Below are 17867 nucleotides of genomic sequence, written 5' to 3'. Positions count from 1 at the left end.
CCGAGTGCCCACGGGGGGCGCACCGACCGTTGATTGGAGTTGCATTTTGCGGACAAGACTCCCTCTGCTCGCCACCGCCTTCGTGGCGTTGGCGGCGTTGATCCCGGTCCCGGCGGCGAACGCCGCGGCGACCGCGACGACCGACACGAAACCTGCGACCAGGACCATCACCTGGGCTCCCTGCGAGGAGGAGCCCAGTGCCGAATGCGGCAAGCTGGCCGTCCCCATCGACTGGTCCCGGCCGGGCGGGCCCTCGATCGACCTCGCCGTCGCCCGCCGCAAGGCCACCGACCCGGCCGCCAGGGTCGGCTCGCTGGTGATCAACCCCGGTGGTCCGGGCGGGTCCGGCGTGGAGGCCGTCTACGGCGCTCCCGGGTCCTACACCGAGGAACTGCAGCAGCGGTTCGACATCGTCGGCTTCGACCCGCGCGGCGTGGGCCGCAGCCACCCGGTGATCTGCTCGGCGTCGGTCTACAACAAGATGCCGCCGACGGTCATGCGCAGCCAGGCCGACTTCGACGCCTGGAACGCCTTCACCAAGAAGCTGCACCCGGACTGCCGGGCCCGTACCGGCCCGCTGTACGACCACGTGGACTCCGTCTCCGTGGCCCGTGACATGGACGCCCTCCGCGCCGCCCTCGGCGAGGAGAAGCTGACCTACTACGGCATCTCGTACGGCACCCTGATCGGCCAGATGTACGCCGAGCTGTTCCCCGGCCGCGTCCGGGCGCTCGCCCTCGACAGCAACATGGACCACAGCCTCGGCCTGAAGGGCTTCTTCGCCACCGAGGCCATGGCCGTCGAGGACGGGTTCGACCAGTTCGTCGGCTGGTGCGAGCAGGACACCAGTTGCGTCCTGAACGGCCGCGACATCCGCGCGATCTGGAAGAGCCTGCTGGACAAGGCCCGCCGCGGCGAGCTGGTCTACCCCAGCACCGGTCAGCGGGTGACCGAGCTGCAGGTCATCTACAACGCCGCGCTGGGCAACGAAGGGCCCGACTGGCGCACGCTGAGCGAAGTGATCAACTGGCTGAACGGCGGCCCGGCCCCCGAATGGGTGCCCCCGCTGCCCGGCAGGGGCCCGGTGGAAGGCGACGTCGCCGAGCTGCCAACCAGGATCCTGTGCCAGGACTACAGCCTCAAGGTGAGCAGCTACGCCGAGTACGCCGCGCTCATGCGCACCGCGGGCGCTCTGGCCCCGGACACGAAGTACCACCCGTACCCGACCGACGACCTGCCCATCTGCCTCAACTCCAGCCCCGTCAACCCGCCGCACCAGCTGCGTTACACCGGCCAGGCGCCGCTGCTGCTCGGCAGCTCGATCCACGACCCGGCCACGCCGTGGATCTGGTCGGCCAACGCCGCCCGCCAGCTCGGCCGCAAGGCCGTGCTGCTCACGTACGAGGGCTGGGGTCACCGCATCTACGGCAAGGACAAGTGCCAGACCGACATCATCGACCAGTACCTCATCGCCCTGACCGTCCCGCCGCAGGGCACTCGCTGCGGCGTGGGCACGCCTGAGGAGACGCTCCGGAAGCAGACGAAGCGGGCGTGGCCGTCCGACTCGCTGCCCTGGGCCGGATAGTCCGTACGACATGGGTACGGCCCCACACGCACATGGGGCCGTACCCATCCCCACAAAGGGATATTTGCCCCGGCAAACCCCCCGTTATGAACAATTCAGCGTAAGAAGGTAGCTGAAGAGGGGGGATGAGCCATGATCGAGGTCAAGAGCATCGACAAGCCCGACGAACGGCGCGACTTCCCGAAGGGCCACCTGGAGATCTGCGAGCTGAGCGGCCTGACGTTCGGGGTCGCCACGTTCGAGCCGGGATGGCACTGGACGGAGTCCGTGCAGCCGATCGCCGGCACACCGTCCTGCCAGGTGCACCACAACTGCTTCGTGGTCTCGGGCCGGATGCGCCTGCGCATGGACGACGGCACCGAGGCCGAGGCGGGACCGGGCGACGTCTTCGTGTGCCCGCCCGGACACGACGCCTGGGTGGTCGGGGACGAACAGGTCGTCCTGTACGACTTCGCGGGCGGCGCAGCCGAGTACGCCAAGGCGAAGAACGGCTGACGCCGCGCGCGGTTCAGGCGGGCGCGTGCGAGCGCCTGGGAATGATCTCTTCCAGGGCCTCGGCGACGGTGGCGCGTACGCCGAGGCGTCCTTCCAGACCGGTGATGCGCATCAGTCTGGCCGGTTGCGGGGTCGGCGCGGCGACCATCACCGTCCGTCCCGTGGCGGTGATACGTTTCCACGCGCCGATCAGCGCGCCGAGGCCGGCCGAGTCCATGAAGCCGACATCGGACAGGTCGATCAAAGTGACGGCGGCCGGCGAGCCGTCGAGATAGCCGGTCGCCCAATCCTCGATGGCGCCGGCCGTGTGCAGGTCAAGGTCCCCGGCCGGGTGCAGCACGACCGTTTCTCCTGCGGAGTTCGCGAGGAGTCGGAAAGTGTCCACTTTCACTGCTATCACTTCCCTTCTTGGACCGCTCTCCCCTGCCCGGCAGCCGACAAACCCCGCAGCCTGACCGTACGGCGCAGCGTCGCTGCTCAATGCGGCTTTTTTCGGAGTGCAATTGGCGAAGCCCCGGACGGCCATTCCCGAGCCGAATGCGCGACCATTCTTTCGACGCCCGGAGCATGCCCATACATAAGTAAAGAAATGCTGGGCAGCGGCAAGGAATCGTGATCGCCGACGTTCGAGGAGAGTGAGAACCATGGTCCTGCTCGGCCTGCTGCTCATGGTCGCCGGGTCGGCCGCCGTGGTGGTCCTGTTCACCCAGACGACCACCACCGCCGCCGCCGCGCTGACGCTGATGGGCGTCACCTTCCGGGTCGGTGACCTGGAGCTGTTCAGCGCCGGTGCCGCCACCGCCACCGCGTTCATCCTGGGCGCCTTCCTGATCGTGGCCGGGACGAGCCGCAAGCTGGCCCGCCGCCGCGAGCTGCGCCGCCTCCTGGCCGAGCGGACGGACGACCGCCCCGCCACGGCCCAGCCCGCCGCGGCCCAGCCCGACCTCACGGCCGACCGGCACGACAACCGCACGACCGACCCGGCCGCCGACCGCCTCGTGGCCACCGACCGGACTGACCGGACCGACCGGACCGACGGCCGGGACGCGTCCGTTCCGGGCGCGCGTCACCGGACGCCCGCCGATCGCCTGGTCGCCGGCCGCCGCCGTCCCGTCACCGGCTGACCCCGGTCACAAGCTGACCGGCCCGGCCCGCCCGGCTCAGGCGGGCAGGGCGTCGGCCGTGGGGACCACCAGGCCGAACAGGTCGCCGATCGTCGTCAGAGCGGCCTCGTGCAGCGCGTCGGCGGGCAACGGCGCGCCGCCGGGACCGGCGAGCGTACGGGTGGCGCAGGCGTCGGCGACGACCGTGGGTCGGTAACCCAGCCGGAAGGCCCCCTGGGCGGTGAAGGTGACGCACATGTGGGTCATGAAGCCCGCCAGGACCAGGTCGGGCCCGGAGTCCAGGCCCGTCAGGACGTCCTGGAGACCGGTCTGGTGGAAGGCGTCGGGAAACGTCTTGACCACCACCGGCTCCCCGTCGCGCGGCGCGACCGGCGGGCTGATGGCCCCGATCTCGGCGCGGACGTCGTACGGGCTGCCGGGGCCGCCGTCGTTGACGACGTGCACGACGCGCGCCCCGGCGGCGCGGGCGCGCTCCAGCAGGCGGGCCCCGGCCGCGAGGGCCCGGTCCGCGCCGGGCAGGGCCATGACGCCGGTGCTGTAGGTGTTCTGGTAGTCGATCAGCACGAGGGTCGAGTCGGCCAGACGGGCCGGTTCGTCCGGCAGGCCGACGACCTGGCGGAGGGTGGGCGAGACGGTGCTGCTCATGGCAGGGGTTTCCTTTCGGGCAGGCTCGCGCCGCCGCCCGGCGTGGGCGGCGTTGTCGCGGGGAGAACGGGGGTCAGGCCACCGTGTGGAAACGGCGGCGGTAGGTGCCGGGGCCGGTGCCCAGGCGGCGGCGGAACGCGCGGTGCAGGGTCTCCACCGAGCCGAGCCCGCTGTCGGCGGCCACCCGGGGCAGCGGCAGGTCGGTGGTCTCCAGCAGCCGGCGCGCCACCTCCACGCGCGCCGACTCGACGTACGCGGCCGGGGTGAAGCCGGTCTGCTGCCGGAACACCCGGCTGAACTGACGCTGGCTCAGCCCCATCCGCGCCGCCAGTTCGACCGTGGTCAGTTCCTCGGCGAGGTGCTCGGCGATCCACAGGCGCAGGTCGTCGATGTCGCGACGGCCCGTGGCGGGCCGCGTCAACGGGACGCTGAACTGGCTCTGGCCGCCCTGGCGCTTGAGGTACACGACCAGCTCGCGGGCCACCGCAAGGGCCGTCTCCTCGCCGTGGTCCTCGGCCACCAGGGCCAGGGTCAGGTCGAGGCAGGCGCTGATGCCGGCGCCCGTCCAGATCCGGCCGCTGGACCGCAGGAAGATCGGGTCGGGATCGACGGTGACCCGGGGGTGGTCGGCGGCCAGTTGCGCGGCGGTGGACCAGTGGGTGGTGGCGGTCAGGCCGTCCAGCAGGCCGGCCTCGGCCAGGATGTGCGCGCCGACGCACACCGAGGCCACCCGGCGGGCGCCGGGAGCGGTCCGCCGTACCCAGGCGACGACCTCGGCGTCCGTCAGGGCGCGTGGCCCGTCGGGCGTGGCGGTCACCGCGCCGGGCACCAGCAGGGTGTCCACCTGGTCGCCGACCTCGTCGAACGCCAGGTCCGCGACCAGCCGCACCCCGGCGGACGTGGTGACCTGGCCGCCCCGGGGACCGGCGAGCCGCACGTCGTACAGGGCGCCGCCGGCGACCCGGTTGGCCAGGGCGAACACCTCGGCCGGGCCGGTGACGTCGAGCAGGTCGACGTCCGGGAAGAGCGCGATGACGACGCGGTGTGCAGCGGGCATGCCCAGATTCTCACCGAACCGATGGAATGACCGCAACGACAGTTATCTGTCACATCTGGTCATCGAGCAGCACCTGGTCGAGCACGTGCGCGCCGATGGCGGCCATCGCGGGGTTGTCGGCCGAGTGGGCGGCCAGGGCCGTGCCGATGACGACGGCCCAGCCCCGCGCGCGTTCCCAGGTCGCCCGGTCGGCGTCCACGTGGGCGCGGAACACCGTGCGTCCGTCCGCGTCGAACACCAGCCAGGCGGCGGCCAGGTCGGTGGCCGGATCACCGCTGGTCACGTCGCCGAAGTCGAGGACGGCGGCCAGCTTCCCCCCGTCCAGCAGGAGGTTCGCCGGGTGCGGGTCGCCATGGAGCCAGAGCGGAGGGCCCGGCCAGGGCGGCAGCGCCACCAGCCGCTCCCAGAGCGGCAGCAGCTCGTCCCGCCGGGCGGCGAACGGCATCCGCTCCCGCACCGCCCGGTCGCGGTGGGCCAGCGGGACGCCCCGCACGGGGTTGCGCGGCGCGCCGGACGGCGCCGGCCGGTGCAGGTCGTTCATGAAACCGGCCAGCGTCACGGCCACGACGGCCCGCTCGGACGGCGGCAGGTCGGCGGCCGTGCACCCTTCGTACCAGGGGGCGATCGTCCACGGCCAGGGGTAGCCCTCGCCCGGCACGCCCACCCTCACCGGCACGGGCAGCGCGACCTGGACGTACCCGGCCAGCACCGGCAGCCAGCGCTGCTCGTTGACGACGAGGTCGACCGCGACACGCCGGCGCGGCAGGCGTACCGACAGGCCGTCGCCCAGCCGGTGGACGACGTTGTCCCAGCCGTTGGCGACGAGCGTGAGCGGGCCCGCCAGGTCGGGGTGCTGGGCGCGGATCAGCCGGTCGACGAGGGCGTCGTCGATGTCGATCTCCGCTTCGGGGGTGTTCATCCACGCCACGATAGTGCGGGGGCCGGGGCGCTCAGTCGGCGTGCAGGTCGGCCGGTTCGCCGAGGCGTAGAGCGAGCAGGGCGACGTCGTCGGTGAACCTGTCGCCACGGTTGGCCAGCAGCAGCTCGCACATCTCCTCGATGGGCAGGTCGCGCAGTTGGGAGGCGGTGCGGGCCAGGCTCTCCATGCCCCTGTCGACACCGTGCGCGCGGTCCTCGACGAGCCCGTCGGTGTAGAGCAGCAGGGTGGACCCGGCCGGGATGATCTGCTGGTGGTCCGGCCGGGGCAGGTCGGGGGTGACGCCGAGGGGGTGGCCGCCCACGGCCCGCAGGTAGCGGGCGGGGCCGCCGGTGGGGAGCAGCAGCGGCGGCAGGTGGCCGGCGGTGGCCCAGCGCAGCCGCCACTCGGTGCCGCCGTACTCCTCCAGGCGGGCCAGCAGCACGGTCGCCATCGGGCCGCCGTGCAGGGCGTGCAGGATCTCGTCGAGGCGGCGCAGGATCTGGGAGGGCGGCTCGCAGTGCTCGTAGGCGAGCACCCGCAACATGTTGCTGATGTGGCTCATGACGGTGGCCGCGCGCAGGTCGTGGCCCATCACGTCGCCGACCACCAGGCAGGGCACGCCGTCGGGCAGGACGATCGCGTCGTACCAGTCGCCGCCGATGCGCGGGACCGAGCTGGAGGGCAGGTAGCGGGCGCAGGCCCACAGGCCGTTCAGCTCGGGCAGCGGCGGGAGCAGGCTGCGCTGGAACTCCTCGGTGTTGCGGCGGATGCGCTCGTAGAGGCGGGCGTTCTCGATCGCGACGCCGGCCGCGCTGGCCAGCGCCGCGACGATCCGCTCGTCGTCGCCGGTGAACGGCAGGCCCGACCGCTTGTCCGCGAAGTACAGGGTGCCGTACGCGACGCCGCGGACCAGGATCGGCGTGCCCAGCAGGGTGCGCATCACCGGATGGCCTGGTGGGTACTCGCGGAAGCTGGGATGGGCGAGCACGTCGTCCACGCGCAGCGGCCTGGGCTGGGCCATGAGCTCCTGCAGCAGGCCGTGGGTGGTGGGCAGGCGGCCGATGGCCTCGTACACCTCTTCGGAGACCCCGTAGGTGAACAGGTCGGCGAACTCGCCCTGCTCGTTGAGCACGCCGAGGGCGCCGTATTGGGCGTCCACCAGGTCGGCCGAGACCTCCACGATCGTGCGCAGCGCGGCGTTCAGCTCCAGCTCGGAACTGATCGCGAGGACGGCGTCCAGCAGGCGCGCCATCCGGCCGTGCAGATCCTCGATCTGCACCAGGCTCGCCTGCAGCCGGCGGAGCTTCTCGGCGCCGAACGGCCCCAGGTCCCCGCCGTGCGCACCGCCCTCCGGCCACTGTCCGCCCACCGCACCCCCCGAGATGCCCTTGCCCAGGTCATGCCCCCGGTCACCGGCATGACACCTGTTCACAGGCACCGCGAGAGGCGGCTCAGAGCACCTTGGAGGAGGGAGCCGCCCAGGTGTTGCAGGAGCCCGGGTCCCCGGTGGCGAAGCCGCGCTTGATCCAGGAACGCATCGCGGAGGTCGTGCCGTACGAGCTGTACTTGCCCAGCTTGTTCCCTACGGGGAGGGTGAGGAAATAGTCCCAAGCGTGCGTGTCTTCGCGCAGTACCACGTCTGCGACTCGTCGTCGTCCACGGCCATGCCGCAGTACTTCCTGGGGATGCGGTTCATGTGCCGCACCTTCACCGGCTCGTACGGCAGCCCGGCCCCGGTCAGGTACTGCTCCCAGGTGGTCTCCAGGCAGGCGACGACCGCGTCGACGTAGGCGCGGGCCTGCTTGAGGTCGTGCCGCTTGACCGGCGGCTCGGCGCACGTGGTGGTGGGCAGCGGGCCCGTCAGCCACAAGGCGGACGGGCGGACAGGTCAGCCGGTCACGCTGGTGACCTTCAGAGCCGGGTCGGAGGCGATCTCGGCGTCGGTGAAGCGTTCCGTGACCCATCCGCCGCGGGAGAACAGGGCGGTCTGGTCGGCGTGGTGGGGCGAGCTCGGGTCGGCGGACAGGGAGTAGGTGAGCACGGTCCGGGTGCGGGGGCCGTCGGGGGTGAGCTCGACGGCCATCATGAAGCTGGAGCCGGTGTTCACGTCGGGGTAACGCCCGTCCTTGCCGAGCGGGCCGGAGTTGCGGACACGGTCGAAGCAGCCCTCACCCTCGGTGCAGCCGGGGATCGGGACCGACGCGTAGTGCTGGGCCTGGCCGGTGGTGAGCGTCAGGGGCAGCCCGTTGGCCCGGAAGAACAGCGCGGCGTCGGCCAGGGCCCGTAGCACGGCGGGGTCGTCCCGCTTGAGGCCGCGCGGCGTGGCGAGCGGACGGGCGGGATCGAACGGCACCCGCCACCAGCCCTGCGGCGGCTCCCCGGGCTTGACCGGGACCTGCAGCCCGTCGAAGAACCGCCGCCACAGCACGGCTCCCTCGCTGTCGAGCGTGGCGCGGCCGTCCCAGCGGGTCAGCGTCCGGCAGGCGGCCCGCACGTCGACCCGCTCGCCCGAGGTGGCCCGCAGCTCGCGGTGCTCACGGCACAACGCCACCAGGTCCGGGCGCATGAGCTCGAAGCCGTGATTGCGCTTGCTCCGGGCGGTGGCCTGGAGCGTCTCCAGGGTGAAGCCGGGGCCGCCGAGCCCGTCGGAGCCCTTGAGCCGCCGGTCGATCATGTCCAGGCTCACCCGGGGCCGCAGCTCCAGGTCGGCCCGCACGGTGCCCCAGACCTGGTCGTAGCCGGTCAGCGGCGCGGCCGGGTTCGCCATCCACGGGCTGTTGTTGGAGTTGGCGACGTAGTCGGCGCGGGTCAGGCCGGGCCGGCTGCCGGGGCCGAAGATGCCCGGCACGATCGCGTCGGCGTCCTTGCCCCACAGGCACGCCGAGGTCGAGCCGTCCAGGACGAGCGCGTCGATCGACGGGTCGGGTGAGGGCTTGGCGCAGCGGCGGGCCTGGGCGTCGGTGACGTGCGGGACGACGGAGGCGTCGGCGAAGGACGCGGTCCCGCCGACGTCGGTGGCCAGCGTGTAGACGAACGGCATGCCCTGGTGGGCGTCCTGGGCGGCGCGCAGCTCGCGTACGTCGCCGGCCTTGGCCATCGCCAGCCACTCGTCGGCCGCCCGCAGGTTGGCGGCGTTGACGTCGGCCAGCGCGTACGCGTACTCCTTGCCGTGCCCGGCGGCCAGCACCGGGCCGTAGCGGGAGGTGAGCAGGGTGCGTGAGACGAAGGTGCCGTCCTGGAGCGGCACCTCGACGTCCTGGCGGCCCATCGGCTCGGGCCGGCCGTCGACCAGGTAGGTGGTGGGGTCGCCCTGCGCTAGCCGGAGCCGGTAGAGGGTGAAGCGCTGGGCGTGGGAGACGGTGTGGGTCCAGGCGACGGTCGTGTTGTGGCCGATCTGCACGACGGGGGTGCCGTACAGGCTGCCGCCGGCGACGTCGAGCACGCCGGGGATGGTGAGCTGCACCTGGTAGAAGCGGCGGACGCCGTTCCACGGGAAGTGCGGGTCGGCCAGCAGCATGCCGTGGCCGTCGCGGGTGGCCTCGCGGCCCAGCGCCCAGCCGTTGCTGCCGGGGGCGCGCCGCGGGCCCTCTCCCCCGCCGTCCCCTCCTCCGACGATGGCCTCCTTGAGGGCGGAGCCGCCCGACATGCGGCTGAGGTCGAGGAGGTTGGCCCAGACGTCGTCGGCGGTGATCGGGCCGACCCAGGACTTGCCGCGGCAGGTGGGGTCGGGCAGGTTGGCCACGCCGGTGTCGTCGAGGTAGCGGTTGTACCCGGCCACGTACCCGTCCACCAGCTCGCGCAGTTCGGCGCTCGGGCCGACGGGGGCGGGCCGGGCCAGCAGCCGCCGGACGACGCCGGAGTCGGCGACGCTCCGGTGGTACAGGTCGCTGGTGAGGTTGGCGACCGGGCGCACCGGGTCGTCGGACTCGGCCTCCGGGCCGAAGTAGCGGGACCGGTCGCCGCGCAGCGTCACCACCCAGGAGGCCAGCACGCACAGGTTGTCCTGGGCGAAGGCGTACCCGTAGCCGAAGCCGAGGCCGCCGTGGTCCTTGGCGGACACGTGCGGGATGCCGTACTCGGTGCGCCGGATCTCGGCCGCGTGGCGACCGGCGGCGGCCGCGGACGGCGGGCCGGTGAGCAGGGCGGCGACCACGGCCAGCACGATCACCGGAACGACCGCCACGGTCGATGTCCGCAGCTTCATGTGGCTCCTATTCGAAGCGCGCGTTGTCGGGCGCGGTCATGTGCCGCAGCAGCGGCAGAACGGTCAGGATCACCAGCAGGGACGCGGCCAGCCCGCCGCCGACGCCGGCGAAGTAGGCCGGCCCCGGCATCGCCAGGGAGGCCCCCTTCATGCCGAGCCCGTCGATGAACGGCGCCGCCACGGCGAACCCGGCCCCGGCCGCGACGACGGCCGCCAGGACGAGCGGCAGCACCGACTCCAGCAGCACGACCGCGCCCAGGGTGCGGCCGGGCGTGCCCGCCAGCCGCAGCAGCGTGAACGGCTGCCGTCGTTCCATCAGCCCGCCGCCGACCGCCACCAGCAGGCTGCAGCCGCCGGCGAGCAGGGTCAGCGCGACCATGGCCAGCGCGATGTTCTCGGCCTGCGTGTAGAGCGTCGCCCGGACCTGGGCGACCTCGTCGAACGTCATCGGCGGGCCGGTGCTCTGCCCGGCCAGCAGGGTGCGGATCTGTTCCAGGGCCGCCGGGTCGGGCATGGCGACCAGCACGGAGGCCAGGTTGAGCCCGTCGGCGGAGACGGGTTCGCTGCCGGTGCCGGCCAGGGGGATCAGCTTGTCGATGGTGAGCGGGTTGTCGGCCTCCACCACGCGGTCGAACCGCCCGGCGACGGCCCGCGCGCCCGGCGGGCACTGCCCGAGCGCGGGGAAGCGGGCCAGGTCGGCGCACTCGACGACCGCCCGGGGCGGCGGCGGGCGTTCGGGGTCGATGACCCGGTTCTCCTCCTCCTTGGCGGCGTAGATCGGCAGCACGCCGACGCCCGGGTGGGCCCGCAGCCGGGCCACCAGGTCGGCCCCGGCCCGCGGCGACAGCCCGCCGCCGGCGACGTCGCCGAGCGGGGCGCGCAGCACGCCGGACAGCGTGCCGCCGGCCACCGCCCGCTGGCCGTCCAGCACGGCGGGGACGATCCCGGCGATCGCCGTCCCGATGAACACCGCCAGGACGAGGCCGCTCACCGACCGGAACGCGGCCTTCGGATCGGCGGCCAGCCGCCGGGCGGCCAGCAGCGTCGCCGCTCCCCCGGTCAGCCGGGCGGCCAGGCAGGCAGCCAGCATCGTCAGCCAGGGGCCGGCCAGGATCAGCCCGGCCATGGTCAGCGCCAGGCCCGTCGAGGCCGAGACGGCGTCCGGATCGCGGTTCTCGGTGCGGAACGCCGGACCCGCGAACAGGGCCGGCCCGGCCAGCAGCGGGATCACCCGCCAGGCCCCCGGCGGCCGTGGGGTGCCCTTCCTGAGCGCGCCCAGCGGCGAGATCCGTACGCGGCGCAGCGACCACAGCGCGCTCACCCCGGCCAGCAGCGGGACGCCGGCCAGCACGGCCGCGTACTGCCAGGCGGCCGGGGTCACCGTGTCGGGGAAGAACCGGGAGCCGGTGACGCGGACGGCGGCGACGGCCGGGCGTACCAGGAGGAAGAGCACGATCCCGGCGAGCGTGCCGGTCAGCGCGCCGAGCGCCGCGTCCACCGCGGCGAACAGGGTGACCTGCCGGGACGTGCCGCCCACCAGCCGGATCGCGGCGAAGCGCGCCTCGCGGCGGGCGGCGGCCAGCCGGGTGGCGGTGTTGACGAGCACGAGCAGCGGCACCATCAGCCCGACGGCCGCGACGGCGAACCCGAACTGGTAGATGTCGGCGTTGTCGTCGATGGCGGGCTCGTCGGCCGTCGTGTCCACCTGGCGGCTGCCGCGCAGGGAGGCGACCTGCTCGGGCGTGCGGCCGACCACGATGGTCAGGTCGTCGGGGCCGGACAGCGCGGCGCGGGCGACCGTCCCGGCCCTGACGCCGGGGAAGCGGTCGGCGAGCTGTGCGCGCGGCGCCGAGTCCAGCAGCCGGGCCAGCTCCGGGGAGACGTAGTACTGGCCGGGCGCGGGCATGCGGGACAGCCCGGGGAGGACGGGGGCCCGGGCGCCGAGCGCGGCGGCGTCGAGGCGTCTGATCACGCGGCCGGCGTAGTAGTCCTCGTGGTAGTTCCACAGGGCGCCGGTGGCGGTGGCGTCGAGGGCCCAGCCGCTGGGCGCGGTGCCGCGGGTGCACTCCCAGCAGGTGCGTTCGTTGGCCGTCTGGAAGGCGTTGAACAGGGAGAGCGTGGTCAGCAGCACCGCCACGCCGACCGCCACCCCGGCGACGATCAGCGCGAGCCGGGCGGCCGCCTCCCTGCCTCCGGCCAGCGACAGCCGCAGGCCGAGGGCGATCACCGTACGACCTGGCCGGCGTAGGGGTCGGTGAGCCTGCCGTCGCGGACGATGACCTCGCGGTCGGCGGAGGAGGCGACCCGGGCGTCGTGGGTCACCACGATCACGGTCGTGCCCTCCTCGCGCGCCAGGCCGACCAGCAGCTCCATGACGTGCTCGCCGGTCAGCGAGTCGAGCGAGCCGGTCGGCTCGTCGGCGAACAGCACCCGCGGCCCGGTCACCAGCGCCCTGGCGATCGCCACCCGCTGCGCCTGCCCGCCGGACAGCTCGCCGATGCGCCGGCCGCCCAGGTCGTCCAGCTCCAGCCGGCGCAGCCAGTCCGCCGCCCGCCGGTACGCCTCCTTGCGCCCGGTACGCGCGAGCAGCAACGGCAGGGCGACGTTGTCGGCCGCGGTCAGCTCCGGCACGAGCTGCCCGAACTGGAACACGAAGCCGAACGCGGTGCGCCGCAGCCGGGTGCGCCGGTCGTCGCTCATGGTGTCCAGGCGCTGCCCGTCGAACCACACCTCGCCGCTGTCGGGGATGAAGATCCCGGCCAGGCAGTGCAGCAGCGTCGACTTGCCCGAGCCGCTCGGGCCCATGACCGCCACGATCTCCCCGGCGGCCACCTCCACGCTGGCCTCGCGCAGCGCCGGGGTGCGGCCGTAGGAGCGGCTGATCTCGCGGGCTTGGAGGATCATGACGTCCGCACCAGCTCGGCCAGCGCGTCCAGCCGCGCCTGCGTGACGTCGATCCAGCGCAGGTCGGCCTCCAGGTGGAACATGCCGTGGTCGGCGAGCAGCGCGTCGGCCAGCGAGTCGCCTCGCTTGATCTGCGCGAACTCCCGCATGCGCCGCAGGTGCGTGGCGCGCTGGAGGTCGAGGTAGGCCGCCGCGTCGCGGCCCAGCATCAGCGCCAGCACGACCTTGGTGAACAGCACCGTCTGCAGGTACGGCTCGGCCGCGACCGGCTCGCTCAGCCACGCCTCGACCTCCCGCGCGCCGAGCGGGGTGATCGCGTAGCGCTTGCGCTCGGGGCCGTCGCCCGGCTCGTTCTCCCCGGCGGTGACCTTGCCGTCCCTGGCCAGCCGGCCGAGGGTGGAGTACACCTGGCCGAAGGGCAGCGACTTGCCGCGGCCGAAGAAGGTGTCGTAGTCGCGCTTCAGGTCGTAGCCGTGGCTCGGCTCCCGCTCAAGGAGGCCGAGCAGCGCAAGAGGGACGCTCATGCCCCGAACTATATACCGAGGGTATATACGGGGGGCATAATCGCCCTCTCGCGAACCGGGGACCGGTGATCGGTCAGGAGGTGGAGCTGGGGGACGGGGTGGGCCGCTGGTCGCCGTGCCGGTGGCCGTCCTTGCCGCCGTCCCTGTCGTCGCGGTGGTCGCCGCCGCGTGAGTGCGGTCCGCGGGCGGTCACGTCGTGGACGGTGACGGCGGTGGACGTGCCGCCGCTGACCTTGGCGCTGACCATGACCTTCTGACCGGCCTTGATCGCGTCGATGCCCTCGTCGCGGTTGACCCGGGTGCCGGCGTCGACGGCGTACTCCTTGGTGTAGCCGTCCGCGCTCTTGACCGTGACGGAGTCCTGGTCCACGGCGGTGACGTCGCCGTACTGGGTGGCCACCGTCACGTACGCGCCCTTCCCGTCGGGGACGACGAACTCGCCGTGGACGGGCGGGCCGCCGAACCCGCGTCCCCAGCCCCGCTCCTTGCCGGACGGCGATTCCGACGGGCCGGCCGTAGGCAAGTCCGTCGGACCGGCCGAAGGGGTCGCGGTGGGTGAGGGCGCCGGCGAGAGCGCCGAGGCGGCGGCGACGCCCGCGCCGGTGGCCAGCACGGCCACGGTGGTCGCCGCGACAAGAACCGAGCGGGGGAATCGGCGCCTGGGCGGCTCGCTCGTCAGAGTGTCCGCCGTGCCGAATCCGTCAGGCCCAGAGGTCATGATCTTTCCTCTCTATGGGATACAACACGACAACACTGCCCGAAACCGCCTAAAAGTGTCGTAAACGCCCATAGGTGTGCGGCCCGCCTCCCCGCATGCGGGCCGCACCCGGCTCTATGACCCGGAGACGCGCACCACCGCGCGGTCGCCGTCACGCAGGACGGCGATCCGGGTGCCGGTGTCGGGCACCTTCACCCCGAGCTGGGGCAGGTCAGGGTGCCAGTAGACGCCGTTGCGGTCGTCGAACACCGGCACGCCCGGACGCGCCGGGAACACCGCGGGAACGCCCGCCGAGTGCAGCCGGAGCCGGTCCGTGCGCGCGTTGCCGAACGGCGCGTCGAACACCTGGAGCCGCGCCCCGGCCGCCGCCCCACTGGCCCAGCGCAGCGGCTCGGGCCGGGCGTCCACGGGCAGGATCATGCCCTCGCCGGGGTGGTCGCGAGTGGTGTTGTCGCCGTACCAGGCGTCCCAGAGCCAGATGAGCACCCCCTGCTGGTACGGGTAGTGCTCGACCCGCTGGCTGCCGGTCCACCCGAAGTTGTACGGCCCGGTCCGCAGATAGGCGTTGTACCCGGTGTAACGCCGGTTCTCGGCGAGGTAGGCCCGGGAGAAGCGCTGCACGCCGACCTCGCCGCTGCGGGCGAAGCCCACCGCCGTCCACTCGCCCTCGCCCTGCTCGACGTCGTCGGCGAACACGCCGGGCACCTGGACGTCGTCCACCCGGAAGCCGGACTCGGAGGTGTTGGAGTCGGTCGAGTAGCGGAAGCGGAACCAGATCTGGCCGCCCGCGTACGGGGTGAGGTCGTAGGTGATCTCACGCCAGTCCGAGCTCCCGGTGAGCGGCCGACCGACCGGCGACCAGGCCGCGCCGTCGCGGGACACCTCGGCGTAGAGGTAGTCGTAGCCCTGCTCGATCGCGTACGCCGCATGCGCCTTCAGCGTCGCCTCCGTGGCCCGGGAGAGGTCGATGCGCCGGGTGAGCGTCTGCTCAAGGTTGTCGCCCTTACCGCTCCACCACTGCCACTCCCCCTGGTACGGCCGGCCGAGCGGGGTGCTGATCTCGCGCGGCGGCAGGTCCACCACGAGCGCCTGCGGATCTCGGGTGTTGTAGGAGCCGACGCCCAGCGTGTGCGTGGAGGGAGTGCCCGCGCGGGCCCGGTCGTAGGCCAGCCAGCCGAGCTGGAGCTTACTCCAGGCGTCCAGGTCGCCGGCGTACTCGCCGAGCGGCCCGGTCCGCGAGCTGAGGTAGGACCCGGACGACATCAGCGACCAGAAGTTGACGGAGTTGTCCCCGCCGCCCGCGTACAGGTCCGGCAGGCCGAGGTCGTGGCCGAACTCGTGGGCGGTCAGGCCGACGCCGCTGTTCTCCCCGACCGTCAGGTAGTCGCCGACCCAGATGCCGGTGTCGCCGATCTGGGTACCGCCGTTGCGGTTGCCCTGGGGGCCCGCCTGGCCGCGCTCGGGCCAGTAGGCGAAGTAGCGGTGGGCCCAGACGGCGTCCGCGCCCTGCGCGCCGCCGCCCCAGGTCTCGTCCACGCCGGAGTGCACGACCTGGTAATGGTCCAGGTAGCCGTCGGGCTCGTCGAAGTCGCCGTCGTTGTCGTAGTCGTAGCGGTCCCAGACGTCGTACTTGGCGAGTTCGGCGCGGATCTGGTCCGAGGTCCTGCCCTTGGCCTTCTCCGCGTCGTACCAGGCGTTGGCGGAGTCGCGTACCAGGTCCCAGTTGTTCCAGCAGATGCCGCCCTCCTCGGGGGCGCACCGGTCGCTGCCGTAGCGGGCCTCGTTGTACGGCACGCGCACCCAGTCGCTGACGTAGCCGTCGAGGTCGTAGCGGCCGGAGGACTGGAGGCGGTAGTAGTCGCGCAGCGAGTTGCCGCCGGTTGCGAAGTAGGACTTCGTGTAGGAGGCGCGGTCGAAGTCGGGACGCCAGAGGGTGTGGTTGTCGTCGGTGCGGCGCGGGTCGGGGATCGCGTTGTGGCGGGGGCCCGGCCGGCCGCCGTACTTGACCTGGCCGTCGATCTTCGTCTCGTTGTCCACCTTGTCGCCGAACTCGGCCAGGACGACGAAGACCTGATCCTTGCGTTCCTGGGCGAGCTCGACGTAGCGATGGCCGACCTTGGCCGAGCGACCGGTCCGGGCGTCGGCCGCCGCCGCGCCCGGGGATAAGACGCCTTCGACGGCCTGCCTGCGCAGTGCCGCCTGTTCGCGTTGTTGCGGGCTGAGTGGGGAGATCTCCCTGCTCATCTTCTTCGCGGGTGGCGGCGCGGGCTCCGCCGCCGCCGCGGAGACGGGGGAGGTGCCGAGCGCGGCGATCGCCAACAGGACGGCCGCCGCGGAGAGAGTGATTCGCATGGCATGTAACATGTCACACTCCAAGCCTCTCGTCTCTACCTCCGCACGATCTTCTCCCCGCTCACTCGACGATCAGGTTGACCGGCATGTTGCCGCGGGTGGCGTTGGAGTACGGGCAGACCTGATGGGTGGCCTCGACCAGCTCGCGGGCGGCCTCGGGCGAGATGTCGTCGGGCAGCTCGACGCGGAGCGTGGCGTCGAGCTGGAAACCGCCCGCGCCGTTGGGCGACAGGCCGATCTCCGCCGTGACCGACGCGTCCGCGACGTCGAGCTGCTTCTGCCCGGCCACCAGCCGCATCGCCGAGGCGAAACAGGCGGCGTAGCCGGCGGCGAAGAGCTGCTCGGGGTTGGTGCCCTCGCCGTCGCCGCCCAGCTCCTTCTGCAGGGCCAGCTTGACGTCGAGCCTGCCGTCGGAGGAGACCGCGCGCCCGTCGCGGCCCGCGGAGGTGGCGATGGCGGTGTACATGCTCATGTCTCGTTCGCCTTTCCTGTAGTAGACAGACCTGTCTGTCTGCCCTGCTGAGCCTGAGACTAGACAGGTCTGTCTGGTAGCGTCAAGGGGTGACCGCAGAGACGGCGAAGGACCCTCACCCGAGCCCGGCCCGCGCCCGCGTCCTGGAGACCGCGGCGCGGCTGTTCTACGCCGAGGGCGTGCACTCGGTGGGCATCGACCGGATCATCGCTGAGGCGGGCGTCGCGAAGGCGACCTTCTACCACCACTTCCCGAGCAAGGACGAGCTGGTCCGGGCCTACATCGCCGAGCAGGGCTCGACGCAGCGCGCGATGGTCGCCACCCTGCGCGCGGCCTCACCTCGGGAGACGCTGGAGGCCATCTTCGCGTTCATGTGCGAGTTCGGGTCCGGCGCCGGTTATCGCGGCTGCCCCTTCGTCAACACGGCGGCGGAGTACCCGGACCCCGCGCATCCCGTACGGCGGGCCATCGCCGAGCACCGGCGCTGGTCGCGCGACCTGTACCGCGACCTCCTGGCGGCCGACGGCCACCCCGACGCCGAGCGCACCGCCGACATCCTGCTCCTGGTCAGGGACGGCCTGGTGGTCGGCTTCGACCTGGACGACCCGCCCACGGTCCGCGCCACGGTCCAGGAAACCCTGACCCGCGTCCTCACCCTCTAGGCCCGCCCCCGGCCGCAACCCGCCGCCCCTGGGCCAGGCACAACCTCAGCCCCGCCCGTAGCCCCCGGCCAGGCGCAACCCGCGCTGCCCGTAGCCCGCCTTCAGGGCGCCCTTCGCAACCCTCGCCCTCTGCCACCCGCCGTCCGGCGCGCCCTCGGCGGGCCGGACGACTGGGAGAAGTGGGGGGTTTGTGCTCTATGGGTGGT

At 72.8% G+C, this 17867-nt stretch carries 17 protein-coding genes; 4 read left to right on the top strand and 13 right to left on the bottom strand.

Annotation, left to right across the window (positions count from 1 at the left end):
• The first annotated feature begins 46 nt into the window (after positions 1 to 46).
• Positions 47 to 1585 (top strand): alpha/beta fold hydrolase, encoded by a 1539-nt coding sequence (locus ACWCSU_RS20850; protein WP_449936812.1) that lies wholly within the window; start codon positions 47 to 49, stop codon positions 1583 to 1585.
• Positions 1586 to 1717: 132 nt separating this feature from the next.
• Positions 1718 to 2080 (top strand): cupin domain-containing protein, encoded by a 363-nt coding sequence (locus ACWCSU_RS20845; RefSeq protein WP_449936811.1) that lies wholly within the window; start codon positions 1718 to 1720, stop codon positions 2078 to 2080.
• Positions 2081 to 2093: 13 nt separating this feature from the next.
• Here the strand turns inward: ACWCSU_RS20845 and ACWCSU_RS20840 are convergent, their stop codons facing one another.
• Positions 2094 to 2606, bottom strand: coding sequence for an STAS domain-containing protein (locus ACWCSU_RS20840; RefSeq protein ID WP_357707479.1), 513 nt, complete (start codon positions 2604 to 2606; stop codon positions 2094 to 2096).
• A gap of 109 nt (positions 2607 to 2715) precedes the next feature.
• Here ACWCSU_RS20840 and ACWCSU_RS20835 point away from each other — a divergent pair, with 109 nt between their 5' ends.
• Positions 2716 to 3204 (top strand): hypothetical protein, encoded by a 489-nt coding sequence (locus tag ACWCSU_RS20835; protein ID WP_449936810.1) that lies wholly within the window; start codon positions 2716 to 2718, stop codon positions 3202 to 3204.
• 36 nt (positions 3205 to 3240) lie between these two features.
• On the opposite strand, the gene ACWCSU_RS20830 is transcribed toward ACWCSU_RS20835, so the two are convergent.
• From ACWCSU_RS20830 to ACWCSU_RS20775, 12 genes are all read right to left on the bottom strand, one after another.
• Entirely contained in the window at positions 3241 to 3849 is a 609-nt protein-coding gene (locus tag ACWCSU_RS20830; RefSeq protein ID WP_449936809.1) for a cysteine hydrolase family protein, read from the bottom strand.
• A 73-nt stretch (positions 3850 to 3922) separates the two neighbouring features.
• The gene (locus tag ACWCSU_RS20825; RefSeq protein ID WP_449936808.1) at positions 3923 to 4906 is read right to left on the bottom strand and encodes a GlxA family transcriptional regulator; all 984 of its coding nucleotides are present in this window, start codon (positions 4904 to 4906) and stop codon (positions 3923 to 3925) included.
• Between the two features lie 49 nt (positions 4907 to 4955).
• Positions 4956 to 5825: an aminoglycoside phosphotransferase family protein gene (locus tag ACWCSU_RS20820; RefSeq protein ID WP_449936806.1), complete on the bottom strand. Its 870-nt coding sequence runs from the start codon at positions 5823 to 5825 to the stop codon at positions 4956 to 4958.
• A 31-nt stretch (positions 5826 to 5856) separates the two neighbouring features.
• Complete coding sequence (locus ACWCSU_RS20815) at positions 5857 to 7194, bottom strand: PP2C family protein-serine/threonine phosphatase (RefSeq protein WP_449936805.1); 1338 nt, start codon at positions 7192 to 7194, stop codon at positions 5857 to 5859.
• Between the two features lie 213 nt (positions 7195 to 7407).
• On the bottom strand, positions 7408 to 7695 hold the full coding sequence (locus ACWCSU_RS20810; protein WP_449936802.1) for a hypothetical protein: 288 nt from the start codon (positions 7693 to 7695) through the stop codon (positions 7408 to 7410).
• 18 nt (positions 7696 to 7713) lie between these two features.
• Complete coding sequence (locus ACWCSU_RS20805; protein ID WP_449936800.1) at positions 7714 to 10029, bottom strand: penicillin acylase family protein; 2316 nt, start codon at positions 10027 to 10029, stop codon at positions 7714 to 7716.
• Positions 10030 to 10036: 7 nt separating this feature from the next.
• Positions 10037 to 12256, bottom strand: a complete 2220-nt coding sequence (locus ACWCSU_RS20800) for an FtsX-like permease family protein (RefSeq protein ID WP_449936797.1) — start codon at positions 12254 to 12256, stop codon at positions 10037 to 10039.
• Complete coding sequence (locus tag ACWCSU_RS20795; protein WP_449936795.1) at positions 12253 to 12933, bottom strand: ABC transporter ATP-binding protein; 681 nt, start codon at positions 12931 to 12933, stop codon at positions 12253 to 12255. The genes ACWCSU_RS20800 and ACWCSU_RS20795 overlap by 4 nt, the downstream gene beginning before the upstream one ends.
• Positions 12930 to 13457, bottom strand: coding sequence for a PadR family transcriptional regulator (locus ACWCSU_RS20790; protein ID WP_449936793.1), 528 nt, complete (start codon positions 13455 to 13457; stop codon positions 12930 to 12932). The genes ACWCSU_RS20795 and ACWCSU_RS20790 overlap by 4 nt, the downstream gene beginning before the upstream one ends.
• Before the next feature lie 73 nt (positions 13458 to 13530).
• Complete coding sequence (locus tag ACWCSU_RS20785) at positions 13531 to 14175, bottom strand: hypothetical protein (RefSeq protein ID WP_449936791.1); 645 nt, start codon at positions 14173 to 14175, stop codon at positions 13531 to 13533.
• A gap of 114 nt (positions 14176 to 14289) precedes the next feature.
• Entirely contained in the window at positions 14290 to 16527 is a 2238-nt protein-coding gene (locus ACWCSU_RS20780) for an immune inhibitor A domain-containing protein (protein ID WP_449936788.1), read from the bottom strand.
• A 61-nt stretch (positions 16528 to 16588) separates the two neighbouring features.
• A complete protein-coding gene (locus ACWCSU_RS20775) occupies positions 16589 to 16999 on the bottom strand; it encodes an organic hydroperoxide resistance protein (protein ID WP_449936786.1) in 411 nt (136 codons plus the stop codon).
• A gap of 89 nt (positions 17000 to 17088) precedes the next feature.
• Between ACWCSU_RS20775 and ACWCSU_RS20770 the strand changes: the two genes are divergently transcribed.
• Entirely contained in the window at positions 17089 to 17661 is a 573-nt protein-coding gene (locus ACWCSU_RS20770) for a TetR/AcrR family transcriptional regulator (protein WP_357707440.1), read from the top strand.
• Positions 17662 to 17867 lie beyond the last annotated feature (206 nt).

Source organism: Nonomuraea sp. NPDC001699, from assembly GCF_053596455.1.
Note: the sequence above shows the minus strand (reverse complement) of the source record. Positions and strands in the feature narration are given on the sequence as shown.